11 protein-coding genes and 1 pseudogene are annotated in these 12698 nt (G+C 65.9%); 4 read left to right on the forward strand and 8 right to left on the reverse strand.

Features of this window, described 5'->3' with window-relative positions:
- Positions 1–326: 326 nt before the first annotated feature.
- On the forward strand, positions 327–1367 hold the full coding sequence (locus Asi03nite_RS29850; RefSeq protein WP_203683828.1) for a hypothetical protein: 1041 nt from the start codon (positions 327–329) through the stop codon (positions 1365–1367).
- A 318-nt stretch (positions 1368–1685) separates the two neighbouring features.
- Positions 1686–2567, forward strand: a complete 882-nt coding sequence (locus Asi03nite_RS38120; protein WP_239103028.1) for a hypothetical protein — start codon at positions 1686–1688, stop codon at positions 2565–2567.
- A 148-nt stretch (positions 2568–2715) separates the two neighbouring features.
- Here the strand turns inward: Asi03nite_RS38120 and Asi03nite_RS29860 are convergent, their stop codons facing one another.
- From Asi03nite_RS29860 to Asi03nite_RS29870, 4 genes and pseudogenes are all read right to left on the reverse strand, one after another.
- Positions 2716–3102 carry a hypothetical protein gene (locus Asi03nite_RS29860; protein WP_203683829.1) on the reverse strand — a complete coding sequence of 129 codons (387 nt, stop codon included), beginning with the start codon at positions 3100–3102 and terminating at the stop codon, positions 2716–2718.
- A gap of 253 nt (positions 3103–3355) precedes the next feature.
- On the reverse strand, positions 3356–3613 hold the full coding sequence (locus Asi03nite_RS38995) for a hypothetical protein (RefSeq protein ID WP_373872183.1): 258 nt from the start codon (positions 3611–3613) through the stop codon (positions 3356–3358).
- Positions 3614–3690: 77 nt separating this feature from the next.
- A pseudogene (locus Asi03nite_RS39000) lies at positions 3691–4182 on the reverse strand (rRNA adenine N-6-methyltransferase family protein); the annotation flags it as partial.
- Positions 4154–4825, reverse strand: coding sequence for a hypothetical protein (locus Asi03nite_RS29870; RefSeq protein ID WP_239103029.1), 672 nt, complete (start codon positions 4823–4825; stop codon positions 4154–4156). The pseudogene Asi03nite_RS39000 and the gene Asi03nite_RS29870, both read right to left, overlap by 29 nt.
- 556 nt (positions 4826–5381) lie before the next feature.
- Between Asi03nite_RS29870 and Asi03nite_RS29875 the strand changes: the two genes are divergently transcribed.
- Both Asi03nite_RS29875 and Asi03nite_RS29880 read left to right on the forward strand, forming a co-directional pair.
- Entirely contained in the window at positions 5382–6353 is a 972-nt protein-coding gene (locus Asi03nite_RS29875) for a hypothetical protein (protein WP_203683831.1), read from the forward strand.
- A 198-nt stretch (positions 6354–6551) separates the two neighbouring features.
- Positions 6552–6959 (forward strand): SRPBCC family protein, encoded by a 408-nt coding sequence (locus Asi03nite_RS29880; RefSeq protein ID WP_203683832.1) that lies wholly within the window; start codon positions 6552–6554, stop codon positions 6957–6959.
- Positions 6960–7145: 186 nt separating this feature from the next.
- Here the strand turns inward: Asi03nite_RS29880 and Asi03nite_RS29885 are convergent, their stop codons facing one another.
- The 4 genes from Asi03nite_RS29885 to Asi03nite_RS29900 form a co-directional block, all read right to left on the reverse strand.
- The gene (locus Asi03nite_RS29885; RefSeq protein WP_203683833.1) at positions 7146–7379 is read right to left on the reverse strand and encodes a DUF4241 domain-containing protein; all 234 of its coding nucleotides are present in this window, start codon (positions 7377–7379) and stop codon (positions 7146–7148) included.
- Between the two features lie 1207 nt (positions 7380–8586).
- Positions 8587–9666, reverse strand: a complete 1080-nt coding sequence (locus tag Asi03nite_RS29890; RefSeq protein ID WP_203683834.1) for a hypothetical protein — start codon at positions 9664–9666, stop codon at positions 8587–8589.
- Positions 9663–10970 (reverse strand): hypothetical protein, encoded by a 1308-nt coding sequence (locus Asi03nite_RS29895; RefSeq protein ID WP_203683835.1) that lies wholly within the window; start codon positions 10968–10970, stop codon positions 9663–9665. The genes Asi03nite_RS29890 and Asi03nite_RS29895 overlap by 4 nt, the downstream gene beginning before the upstream one ends.
- A 7-nt stretch (positions 10971–10977) precedes the next feature.
- Complete coding sequence (locus tag Asi03nite_RS29900; RefSeq protein ID WP_203683836.1) at positions 10978–12048, reverse strand: hypothetical protein; 1071 nt, start codon at positions 12046–12048, stop codon at positions 10978–10980.
- Positions 12049–12698 lie beyond the last annotated feature (650 nt).

Here is a 12698-nt window from a genome sequence, read left to right on the forward strand (position 1 = left end):
ACAGGTGGGGTAACTCAGCTCCACCGGGTACGCGCGCAGCAGATCGTGCAGCTGAACCGCCCCGCGGTTGCCGGCGCCGGTGTCGCTGGACCGGGTCGCGGTGTCGCTTCGTGGCAATGTCGCGGGCGCCGCATCCGCCCGGTGACCTGCTGCCCGGGCTGGTGGCACATCTACGAACTGGCGCGCGGCGACGTGCGCAACCAACAGATCGACACTCGCTCGCTCTTGAGCGACGCGGGCCAGCCCTCTCGGCACACCGGGACACAACCAGGTCTGGTCCGGGCCGCACCCGATATCGTAGCCACCGGATCGATTCGGAGGAAGCCATGCGTGAGCACCGCCATCAAAACCGGCATCCGCGCCGGCATTCTGCCGGAGAACAAGAACAGGCGAGCTCGCCGGTGGGTGCGGGACTTGCTCACCTGGCCTACCTGCAGCGGACGGTCGGCAATCAGGCGGTGAACGCGCTGATCGCGCAGCGAGCGCCCAGCCAGCAGACCACCACCGAGGCAGGCCCCTCCGGCGGCAGGAAGCGGGAGCGGTCGGAATCAGTGGAGGAGGAGGAGGCGAACAACCGCCAGCGTCTCGACGATGAGGGGCAGCTCGACGAGGGCGTGATCACCCCCGAGCTCAGGCAGTGGTTGCAGAGCAAGGGAAAGCTGGACTCGGAATACCCCGACGTCGCCCCCAAGAAGGTCCATCTCATCAAGAAGGAGGACCCCGAACTGGCCTGCTGGAACTGGGCACTGACCGCGCTCACTTCGCAGGAACCGAGCTACGCCGAGTTCTGGGGGCGCCTGCAGGGCAGCATCAGCGACTTGTCGTGGTACGACGAGACTGTCGCCGCCGTACGCGTCCAATTGGACACCCTGGCCATGAAGCTGAACGACGAGGGACTGGTGCAGAAGCTGGGCGGCACCCTCGGGATGGGCGTCCGGATGGACGAGTTCGGCGAAGATCAGCGGGAGGGGAAGCGGCAGCGGGTCGGCGAGCTGCAGCAGGAGGCGGCCGAGTTGTACGTCAAGCGGCACGGCATGACCGTCGACCGCGAGAATCCGGCGGCCTGGGTGGTCTGCCACTACACGATCTCGGACGGCTTCGCGGGACCTGAGCACTGGTGGATCGAGCTACCCGGCAAGAACGGCGGCCGCGTGGTGATCCAGACCGTGCCGAAGAAAAACATCGAAATCGCAGGTGAGAACGCGCGCTGGCATGACCAGACGAGCAGCGTGGGTCGCAGTAGCGAAAAGGACAACTACCGGCGGCTGGAAGTGCCGATCAAGGCACTCAAGGGGCGACACGTCGAGATCCTCAAGGCCGGTATGGCGCAGGAGCCCGCACTGCTTGCGGAACAGTCGATGAGGTAGCTTCAGCGCGCCGAGCGGCGCGAGGCCGCGACCCGGCCGGCGCGCTCGTGAAGGCGCTCGCCGCCACCGGGACCGGGCGCTAAGGCTGATCACCGCCGTGGCCGAGGCGGGCTGGCGCGCAGGCGTCCAGGTAAAGGCCTCGCCGGCCTCGCCGACTTTCTCTAGATGATTGAGTCCTAAATCTTTGCTGGTCAATGGTCGTACGCGATGAGTGATCTTGGGTGGGATGCGCCGATGTAGCCATCACGGTCTGTACGGCTCGGATTCGATTCGCGACCGCGCGCGGGCCGCCCCAGATCAGGCTGCCATCATGACGGGGTGACTTTCGTGCCGGACAGCATGCCGTTCCGGTGGGATCTGATCACGTCGGATCAACTGGGATCGTTGCTCGACGGTACCGCGACGCCTGACCTGTGGTTCCTCGACGATCTCGTGGCGTGTACCGGGAAGGTGCTGGCCCGCAGCCGGAACGGGGATCTGTGCTTCGTGGGCAGATCCTTGGACTCGATGTTCGACCTGCTCGGCGGCGTGTTAACCGGCCGAGCTGGCGTGCAACGGCTCTACCGGCTGCCGTTGTCATTTCAACGTCCGGGGATCGGACCCGGCCGGCGCTGGCAGCGTCGTCCGTTGACACCCGCGCAGGTCGCGCAGGGCCGCCGGTTCCTGGAGACGGTCGGATTGACGCCATACGCGCTGGCACGCCGGGACCGCCCGGCGGTACTGGTAGATGTCGTTCACCAGGGCGAGACGTTCACCGAGTTGTTCACGCTGATCCGGGAATGGATCGAGCAGGAACGCCAGCCGTGGCCGGTCATCCGGCGCAAGCTGTCCTTCGTCGGAGTTACGATCCGCCGCAAGACCAGTCCGAACACCGAGCGGTGGCAGCAGCACGCCGCCTGGACCCGGACGCTGCCCGCCTGCGCGGTGGCCAACGTGTCACTCGACCCGCGAGTCTGGTCGTATCTCGGGGATCACCAGGTGAAGTTGACCCGTTCGTTACGCCCTGACCGATGGACCGCCGAGGCGCAAGGCCCCGACCGGGACGAGCACACTCGGCAGGCCCTCGCCGAGGCAGCAGCACTGGTCGCCTACGGTCGCAGCCCGACCGGCAGGCAAGCCGTCGCCCGCGCCATCGGCCGCGACCCCGCACTCAGCCAGTCGTGGCTACGTACCCTGGTCACGAGCCTGATGAAAACTTGAGTTCCGGCTACCGGCCCTGCGCCGTCGGCATTGACGAAGGCGCGGATCTGCCGCTGTCGCGCTCGGGCCGACAACGCCGTCACGGCCGGTGTCGGCGGCGGCGTACCCACGTACTGTCGTAACCGATGAGCGGACCGCCCGTCGAACTTCACTCATGCGGGCGGCCTCCCGTTGGCGTCGAGCGCTCGCGACTCAGATACCGAACCGGCTTGCCGAGCGACTCCGCGTAGGCAATCTCCCGTCGGGTTGACTCACCCAAGTAGCCGCCGGGATCCACGACGTACACCTCATCGGCCATGCGAATCTTCTGGAAGTGCACGCGGCCGACCCGCCCCTTCAGGTCCGAGCTGTCGACTGTCCAGTCGTAGTCCGGCAGCTCGGGGAGGCTGAACATGCCGAGGCTGATCACGACGCAGCCTTCCAGCGTGAGCCGCTGGTTGACCTGCGCGAACTCGGACTCGAACTTGGTCGAGCCGCAGAGCGTGACGATCCTTGCCCCACCCTCGGCCGACTGCAGCGCCTGCTGATCCTCCATGAGGTTCATGATCGGTGAACCGGCAGAGCCAGTCCATCGCCGCCCTGGGCGTCCGCTCATGCCGCCGATCGGGCGTTGCTGTCGGTTACGGATAGGCGGCTGGCTTCCAGTCGTGTCGCGATCCGGCCCTGCTCTCACCTGCGGAGGTCAGATTCGCGTAGACGTGTCCCGCTTCTCGTAGGGCAAAGATCATGAAGGGGAAACGGCCCTGACAGACGGCGGTGCGGAAGACGGCGCCGTCGCGCGCCATGCGTCACGAGGAGCACGGATCACCTTCGTGATCATCACAGCACAGCGCGATCGCCTCGTCGGCTGTCAACGGCTTCGCGCCGTCGGCGGTGCGGGCCTCCATGAACCCGGCGAACCCGGGCAGCAGCCGGCCGGTGAGGGTGTGCTGGTCGTCGCAGACCAGCGGCACCACCCCGAAGCCGATGTTGGCCAGCACGATCCCGCCCGGCCGCACCTGCCGCGCCCACGCCGCGGGCACCCGCGCCACCGAGCACGTCGCCATGATCCGGTCGTACGGGGCGTGCCCGGCGGCGCCGCGCAGCCCATCGCCGACAGCAGCCGCGGCCGGATGTCCAGGGCGAGCAGCGACGCCCGCGCAGCTTCGGCCACCACCGGGTCGATCTCGATCGACGTGAGCTGGCCGGCGCCGAGCCGGTGCGCCAGCAGCGCGGTGTTGTAGCCGGTTCCGGTGCCGACCTCCAGCACGGTGTCACCGGCGTCCGGGGCGAGCGCCTCCAGCATGCTGGCCATCAGCGACGGCTGCGACGACGAGCTGGTGGCCGTCCCGGCGTCGTCGAGCTGGGTGGCCAGCGAGTCGTCGCTGTAGACGACCGTCAGCCGCCGCTCGCGCTGGGCCGGGTCGCTGCCGTCGACGAACTCCCGGTACCTGCCCGGCTCCGGCCGCCACCAGAACCGGGTGACGAACGGGTGCCGTGGCACCTCGGCGAACGCCCGGATCCACTCCGGCGAGCGCAACGCTCCGGCCAGGATGAGCTTGTCGACGAGCTGGCGGCGCAGATGAGCGCCCGTAGCATCGATGCCGTTACCTGGCCGTTGGCGTCGGCGCGGCATCTGCTCTGGGTCGAGGGCTGATCGAACCTACGACGAGCAGCAGGACCCCGGCCAGTTCCACCGCGGCCGTCAAGGCCGGGACCGGGTGCGGCATCGACAGAGTCGGCGCAATGGCATGCCAGCTGAACAGAGCGGTGCGATCTCCGGCGTACAGAGGTAGCTGCACCGCGCCGATGCTGCTGTCCAAATGCGGCAGTGCCACCACGGCAAGTAGCGCGGCGCCGACCGAGGCAAGGCGCCGGCCGCGCCCTGCCAGCGCCGCCGCGAGCATCAACGCGGTCAGCCCAAGCGCCAGCGCTGGCAGCACGGCCAGGCTTACGGAAGTCACGGCGCTGTCCGCATCGACGCTGTAGGCGTACCGCTCCCGTTCCACGCGGACGGCGAGCGCGATGTCGACGACCCGAACCACCGCGTACCCGGTGATGAGAACAGCTGGTAGTGCCGCAGCGGCCGTCGCGCTCGGCCGCCAGCGGCCGCGGCCCCACGCCACCAGCAGGAGCGCGGCCGCGGCCAACAACGCCCCAGTGGCAGTGAGGCCAGCCTCAAAGCCCGACGGCACATCGACTCCGTTGTCTGGCTGGAGTACCTTCCACCCGTATCCTGCGGTGCCCGGGTCCGCCGGCATCGTCCGGACCGCGTCCACGGCCAGTACTGCTAGGGATGCCGGAACTGCCCAGCAGGGAGCCGGTAGCCCGCTTACGCCGGCGTAGAGCAACAGCATCCCGACGGTGAACACCTCGGCGTAGCGCCAGAGTGGGTACGCAAACAGGATGCCAGCGACATGGACTACGGCGCACGCCACCGCCGCAGACAGCAGAAGTGGACCGGGACGCACAGGGGGCATCTTGTCACAGGTCACCATCGAACGCCGCCCCGTCGACCGCCAACGGTCAGTGCGCGGATCTGCTGCAGGTGACGCGCGATCTACCCCAGGCGCGATGGGTGGCGTAGTCGCTGAGGTTGCCGAAACAGGAGACGGCCAGGAGCGTGTTGGTCTCGGCGACCGACAGGGTGTGGTGGTAGCTGGCCGCGCCGGTGATGGCCTGTTGCTGTTCGGCGTCATCTACACGCTGCCCACCGACGACGACCTGGACGCCGCGATCAACCGGCTCACCCTCGACCGCTGATGTCAGCCTCGTGTCGTAGCTGCTCACTACAACCTCGCGGATCCCTAATCGCTAACCCTAGACTTCATGATCATGACGATCGACGTGTTGCTCGGTGAGGTGACATGCCCGTCCGGGCATCTGGTGATCATGGACGGTGGTTACCTCGATCTGTGGTCTGGCGACGAGGTCCCGCACGACGAGGAACGCGCAGTCACCGACCTCGCGATCGTAGGACCAGACGCTCAGGCCGCGGCGGAGTCCTTCGACCGGCAGCCCGGGCTCCGGCTGTACGACATTCCCGTGCACGCGGTCGCCGAGTTCACCGCGACGTTTGACGAGCACTGCCGCAAACACGGATACGACGCACGCCTACAAGGGTTTGAGCAGCAGATCCCTCACCGCGAACGGGTCCGGCACGCGGTCACGGCGCGGGACCCCGGGTTCCGCGTCATGGGCGTTCCCATACTAACGGTGGAGGTGCCAGCTAACCGTGCCCTACCGGTCATCGCCGTCCCCAGCGACCACGGCTGGCAGTCCATGCGAGTCGAGCTCAGTGACGCACCGGTGGCCGACTCGTGGATCTTCTGGCACCTCGGCGTCGACAACGCACGGTTCGTCTTCGCCGACGCGGACGCATTGAGTTCGTGGGAACACGTCAAGCCGCTGGACGGGCTGGCCGACCTGGTCCTCTGGGGCCGCGATCAGGAACAGGTCGCTGCGGAATTCGGCGCTCCTCGGCTCGGTGACTCCGCCGACGTCGAGTACGGGCGGGTGGACCTGCCGGTCAAGGAGGCCTACCAGCGAGGGCTAGCCATCGAGGCGCGGCGCAACGAACCCGACGGGCCGAAATTCGCGTTCGACTTCCGACCACACTCGCATCACTGGCAGGTAATGGATTTGGTAAGAGCCTCCGACCATGAGGCCGGCGTGATCCAGCTCGATGGCGCTGACATCTTGATGGCGATGACCTCTGTCGGTGACGGCTACTTTCCCGTACATCTGGACGTCGATGCCGCCGGCATCCCGGTCGCCCTCCGCATCGACATCGCCGTCGAAGACTGACCCGTCGCTGCTGAGGAACCTGCCCCAAGACCGGGCGCTGCCCGAGTAACCGCACCCCCTGCCGCCCGGTGACCAGAATCTGTCGGCGCCAGTGACATCAACCGGCCCCTGGCTCACTCTGTCAGTTCATCGCCGACGCCAGATGCTGTGGCCGATTTGTTCAAGACGGCGTCAATGGGCCTTGGTAGTTTCGTGGCCATGGACACGGTGACCCTGGGATCTCGACACCTCAGCACGCACATTGACCGCTCCGCGCAAGATGTCTACGACTACGCGTCGGACCCGTCTCACCTGCCCGAATGGGCGCCAGGGTTGGGCAGCTCCATCGACTTGATCGATGGCAAGTGGATCATGGAGTCGCCGATGGGACGGATCGTGGTCACTTTCGCGCCCCGCAACGAGTTCGGTGTTCTGGATCATGATGTGACGCTGGCGTCGGGCAAGACCTTCTACAACCCCATGCGGGTGACCACAGATGGTGCCGGCTGCGAGATAGTGTTCAGCCTGCGGCGCCAGGCGGGAGTGAGCGACGAGGACTTCGAACGCGACGCCCACGCCGTGTTGTCTGACCTTGTCAGGCTCAAGCGAAAGGTGGAACGGCCGTAGGCTTGCGCAGCCGTGCTTCGGAATCACGGCAGGCCTCTGCAGCACCGCGTGTCGAGAGCTTGTTCGGTGAAGCGTTCGACGCACTTAATTCGGCACGAGCGCGTACCGGCGTGGAAACTGCGCCGTCACACCGCGTGACCGACGGCCCGCTGGCCGCCTCGCACGATCGGCGGCAGAAGCGTGCTTTCAGCGGCTTGGCGTGGTCCTTGGTTCTTGTCGGCGCAGCATCGCCATGTCGGCCATGAAGCAGCCGACGGCACCGGTCGCGGTGCGCCCGATCCAGACGGGATAACCGCCGTCGCCGTAGCCCGTGCCGAACGCGATGAGGTTGCCGCCCGACGCGGTGCCGGGTACCTCGAGCGGCTGGTCCGACGCCGTCAGCTCAAACGACTTCGGCTCGCTGTCGACGAGCCTGGCCATCGTGGGGAGCGCGGCGGGCCTGCTGTGCGGTCCTGGACACTGGCCTGGCCCGGGTCGAGGCGGCGTTCACCGAGCACCGTGATCGGCTCACCCCGGCGCAGTGGCACACCCTGCAGCAACTGCTCGCTCAGCTGACCGATCAACCCCACCACGACGCCGCGGAGCGGAAAAAGCCGTGATCACCGGCGACTCTGCGCGACAGCGGCTGGGGTCCGGACGCCGGTGGAACGAACTCGCCCACACGGTTGCCGAACTCGCCGCGGGAAGTGACCTGGGCCGGCGGGTGCCGTCCGACGGGGCCACCGGTGAGTACATTGTCGGGTTGTCCAAGCCGAGTTCGGCACCTACCGTGTCGAGGAGTTTGAGCATCCGGTCCGTTTTGCCATCGTCGTCCTGCGACTCAGATGTGGGTACAGATGGGGCCAGGGCGAGCGCGGCAAGCGCCGCCCCGTACGCCGCATTCCAATCGACAGCATGACAGGAGCAGCAGCCCTTGCCCTGCGGACTCCAGTCAGTCGTTGCCAGAGCGACGGCGAGGACGACATGCATGGTGGTTCGTCGCTGAGGTCCGGGCGGGGAAGGTCGCTCAGCACCGCGATGGCGTACCGCACCCGGCGTTCCTCGGGCTGCGCCGGCTCGACGTAGTCGTCGCCGCGGGTGGCATCGACAGCCCTATCCACGAGAGCTTGCATTTCCGAGGGGCGAAGCCGAGGACCCATTTCGGCTCGCTGACGGTGTACGGGCCGACTGCGGTGAACCCATAGTGATGGAAGCCGAGATCTTTGCCGGCGAGCAACTGGTGCGCGATGAAGATCGGAGGCTGGGCCTTGCCCTTCCGGGACACAGGGGCCGTTGTCTTCGACCTGCACACGGACGCGCGCAGGGGTGGCGTTGTCGTCGGTGCCGATGCGGATGGCGGAGGCGCCACCCTGGACGCCGACCGCGACCAAGCCGTGAACGTTGACCGTGCGGCCGTGCTCCCTGACTTTCGACGACCAGGGCGTCGACCCACACGAATGTATACGGGCCGGCATCCAGGGCCGTTGCGAACGCTTCGGCCCGGGCGTCCAAGTGGCGGAGCATTTCCGAGACCTGCGCCTTGGACAGCCTGTCTGAGCCCCGCGGCGATTCGCTCCGGCGCCACCGCCGCCCGTTAGTCCAGGCCCTGATGCAACTACATCACATCCGTGCACTGCCCTGGCCGGCTTCACCACAACAGGTGAATGAACTTGGACTCGTCTATTCGACTTCCGCAGCCGGTGCCGTCTCCGGACACGCAGCCGGCCTGGCTCCAGGAGTAGTCTTCCCAGGTGGGCGACGGGTCGGTGGCGTTGAAAAGGTATGAGCCGGTTGTTTCGATGGTGCCGGCTGCGCTTCGCAGGCCATCAAGGAATCCGCCGATCTGCTGATCGGTTTTCTTGATCCGATCCTGGAAACCCGTACATGGTGTCGAGCGCATATGCAGGGATGGGTTCGATACCACTCCCTCGCGTTCGACCGGCCCGGCGAGGATGCTGGTCTGCCCGGTGTCGCTGCATGACGCGACGAACGTCGGGCCTGTGGTTTGTGAGCGCAGTGTTCTCGGGATGCGTGAACGAATCGACATCTCAGTCATAAGCAGTTCTGGTCCGGGGACCGTTGTGGCGTCGCTGAACTGTCGGTATATCCATTCAGGTGCTGCGGATCCATGCCAGAGTTCGGCGCAGGAGGAGATCTGCAGGGATCCGCGTGGGGCTGTTACCCAGGCATCGATGCAGTCGGATACCTTGAGTTCGAGGCCTCCTGTGGATCGTGCTCCGCCCTGTGCCTGTCGGTCCACGGCCCTCGGTAGAGTTCGTGCCTGCGGTCCAGTGGGCGTCGTCGCCGTCATGGCGAGAGCCACCGACGACTTCTCGCTTTCGGCGCGGCCGACCACCACTGCTAGGCCTGTCGGGCTTCGGATGCCGCTCCAGACGAGGTGAACCGTGATGGTGCCATCAGGGGATCGCAGGACTGCCAGCTTGGCATCGCCGGCGTCGACGTGGCGTCCGGCGGCTCGTTCTCGCGCCAGGTGCTCCGTTACGTCCTGGTGTGATGTGAGATCGGTTTCCGATACCGCGCTGGCGGGACGGGTCTCCGTCGCGATGTCGGCGGTGGTGAACTGGGTCAGCGACGTGCCGACGTGCCAAGCGGCGTGAACCGCGATGGCTGCTGCACCGGCCAGCACGCTGACTGCCGCCGCGGCGTACGCCAGCCGCACGAAGCCTCGGCGGGGATTCGCGCGTGAAACGTCGCTGTCCGTAGTCATGCCGCGCCCAGCACCTTCGTCATGCAGTACGACAACCCGTCTTGGGAGTTGTGCGATACCGCGCGGGACTCGTAGATGATCACGTCGCTGGCAACCCGCTTGATGAGGCCCGCGGCCGTGTCGCCGGCCACGACGGGATCCGTCTTGGACGAGGTGACGCAGGTCTTGGCGGCCGGCAAGGACAACTCCCTGGAGGGCTCGCCGGCACAGGGCAGCATGAGCTCGGTGACGATCCGGGAGGTCACATCATCAGGCAGACCGGCCTTGAGTTTCTCACTCGAGGTGGTCGCTGAGCAGACTTCGTCCAGCTGAGCAAGGAAGGCCGGCGATACGGAGTTGGTACCGTACCGGTGCCACAGGTTGTCGGAGAATTCGCCGATCACCTCGGGTGTCCGCTTCTTCATCACCGCATCGGTAGCCTCGCTCTGCTCGGCTTCGGCGGCGTAGCCCAGCCCGACGAACGCTGAGGCAGCATCGAAACTGGTCACGGGCAGCGATCTGGACTCCACCGTCTGCTGCTTGTATGCACCGGGTGCTGTTCCGAAGTCTTTCTCGATCAGCTGCGCCCGCCGCGTCGCGAAGGAGACAGCGTCTGTGCCTACTGGGAACGGGCGTGCGAGTACCGCCCATTTGAGGTTCTCAGCTGCTTCTGCGCCGGTCAGGTAGCTGTACCGAGCCGCACCGAACGAGTGACCGACGAAGCCCTCCAGATCCAGCGACTCGTGAGTGGTCACGGCGTTCACCACCTGCGCGTATTCCTGAGGTGTGAAGCCCCATCGTCCCTGCCCGATTTCACAGATGCGCTGAAGAGCAGCCGCACGGTCCGGAATGTCGCCCGCCGCGGCACGCACGCTGCCGTAGTAGGCGGCAAGGGCCTCCGCGCAGGAGTCGTCGAGGGACTGCGTGACCCAGGGCTCCTCGATGACCAGCAGGTTGTAGCCGCTCAATTGTGGAAGCTGAGCGGCGTAGTCACTCAGGTGGTACGTGCCGGACAGCGGCGCGATCCCCGGCCCGCCCAGATCGAGAATGGCCGTGCGTCGCGTCGCCGTGGACGCCTTGACCAGGCTATAGCGCCACTCGCGTCCGTTCAGTGGCAAGGTGGCGCACATCTCACGCGCGTCCTCGCACGGGTCCTTGACCTCCGTAACGGCGTTCGCGCTGGGCTGCGGCTTGCCGCTGGTCGAACTCAGGGCGGCGGCGACGCCAAGGCTCGCAGCCATGACGACGATGATGATCGCGGCGAAAGGCAGCCGGCCAAAGGTGAGCCGGCTGCCTCGTCCGCGCGAATCGGTTTTCGCGCTCATGTCGTGGTTACCAGCCACTGTCCTTGCGGACGAACTCGTCCAGCGTGGTCAAGGAGAAGTCACCGTACTTGCGGTCGACCGCGGCCCACGTGTAGTCGGCCCAGCTCGGCACAACCGTCTTGTCCTTGGCCGTGTAGTCGCCGGCCATGTCGTCGTACAGGACCTTCTTGGTGGTCTTGCCCTTGAACTGGACGCCGATTTCCTTTCGGCCCCAGGTACCCACCGGGTTCACCGAGTCGCACCGGTGGAGCGGGATACCGAGCTGACCACTGACTCCGGCCCTGGTGAAGCCCAGGGTGACGGTCTGGGTGGCTTCACAGTTAGTCGCGCTCGCCGTCGGAGTAGCGCTGTTCAGTGCGGTGATCGCGTCTGAACCCGCCCAGGGACGAGACCGGATGGTGAACTCCCGGGTGTAGGGAATCCACGAGTAGTCCGCCCGGCTGAACCGACCAAACCGATTATAGATCCAGTGGTTTGTGCCCTTCTCCGCCCACTTCTCCCAGCACGACCAGAGATAGTGGTCGTCGACTCCGGTGGACTCCCAGTACTGCTCGATGCAGCCGTACTTGTACCGGTACATGTTCTTCGGCGCGGTGCCGTAGTCGTAACCGTCACCGGCAGGCGTGACCTGCTCGTCGGTCTGCGTGTCGAGGAAGATGCTGCCGAAGCCGACCGGCGTCTCCTTGCCGTCCTCCGCAACCTTGGCGACGGTCACCTTGTGGGGCGCTTTACCTTCGTCCCAGAGCAGGTTTACCTCGGCCCCCGCGATGTTGGGATCCGGAACCGCCGCGACCTGGACCTGAGCCGTGTCGGTGAGCCGACCCGCGCGCGCCAGCTTGTCGACGTGTCCCTTGACTCGGACCTGGAGCTTAGCCTCCTTGGACCCGACTTTGCTGGCGCGCCGGGTGGCCTTGCCCAGCGCCGTCGCGTCAACCGTATCGACCGTAATCGTCGGCTTCTCAGCCGCCGTTGCCAGGGACGGGAACAAGAGAGAACCGGCTACGGTCACCAGAGCGATGACGGCAAGATCGAGCTTTCGGCCTGCGTAGTTTTGATGCTTTCTCAGTGCTGTGCGCACTACGTATTTCCTCCCGTGAAACTCAAGATCATCTGAGCGCGAGGAGTTTGGATGAGTAGACCGCAATACGTCAATTTCCTGTTAGGACAACGGAGGCCTTGAATTCTTTTAGACTGTCACGCTCCACGTCCCCGAAAATACTTCCAAGACGGACAAAAATTTCTAAATCCCCCGCTGTCTCGTCACTCTGAGCACCTTGACTCCCACCTGAGCGCAGCGACTGTGAATTAAAGCACTGAGGTATCGTCGACCCCGTCATTGCGACCAAACGGATACGAACCTCAGTCGCAGGACCTCAGCGCCCCACAGATCGAGCGTCAGCTTCGGATACTTCCTCCGCAAGGCTGCAAGCTCGTCGAGTATCTGAATAGGCTCCGTGCGCGCCGAAGTGACCACAACCAGGTGATCCGCAGCGAACGGGAGCGGCCCCGAAGTGAAGTCGGCGACCGCCTTCCGCCCGAGACCCTCTCCGAGACCTCCAAGACGAGCTTCTACGGAACCCCGCCAGCACATCGATCGCTTCCGCCTTGTCCGTCACGACCGCCGTAACGAGCATCGATAGGTGTCAGATGCCCCATCCTCACCGATCACGCTCCGTCACCGCCGACCAGACCGGAGGCGGACCCTATGGATGCGCTGATCTGCCGATG

The organism is Actinoplanes siamensis (assembly GCF_016862395.1).
Lineage (GTDB): Bacteria > Actinomycetota > Actinomycetes > Mycobacteriales > Micromonosporaceae > Actinoplanes > Actinoplanes siamensis.

What these genes read in the sequence shown, in the direction of transcription:
- Asi03nite_RS29850 (WP_203683828.1), top strand. Translation starts at nt 327, where the DNA reads ATGCGTGAGCACCGCCATCAAAACCGGCATCCGCGCCGGCATTCTGCC.
- Asi03nite_RS29860 (WP_203683829.1), bottom strand. Translation starts at nt 3,102, where the DNA reads ATGGAGGATCAGCAGGCGCTGCAGTCGGCCGAGGGTGGGGCAAGGATC.
- Asi03nite_RS38995 (WP_373872183.1), bottom strand. Translation starts at nt 3,613, where the DNA reads ATGGCGACGTGCTCGGTGGCGCGGGTGCCCGCGGCGTGGGCGCGGCAG.
- Asi03nite_RS29875 (WP_203683831.1), top strand. Translation starts at nt 5,382, where the DNA reads ATGACGATCGACGTGTTGCTCGGTGAGGTGACATGCCCGTCCGGGCAT.
- Asi03nite_RS29880 (WP_203683832.1), top strand. Translation starts at nt 6,552, where the DNA reads ATGGACACGGTGACCCTGGGATCTCGACACCTCAGCACGCACATTGAC.
- Asi03nite_RS29885 (WP_203683833.1), bottom strand. Translation starts at nt 7,379, where the DNA reads ATGGCCAGGCTCGTCGACAGCGAGCCGAAGTCGTTTGAGCTGACGGCG.
- Asi03nite_RS29890 (WP_203683834.1), bottom strand. Translation starts at nt 9,666, where the DNA reads ATGACTACGGACAGCGACGTTTCACGCGCGAATCCCCGCCGAGGCTTC.
- Asi03nite_RS29895 (WP_203683835.1), bottom strand. Translation starts at nt 10,970, where the DNA reads ATGAGCGCGAAAACCGATTCGCGCGGACGAGGCAGCCGGCTCACCTTT.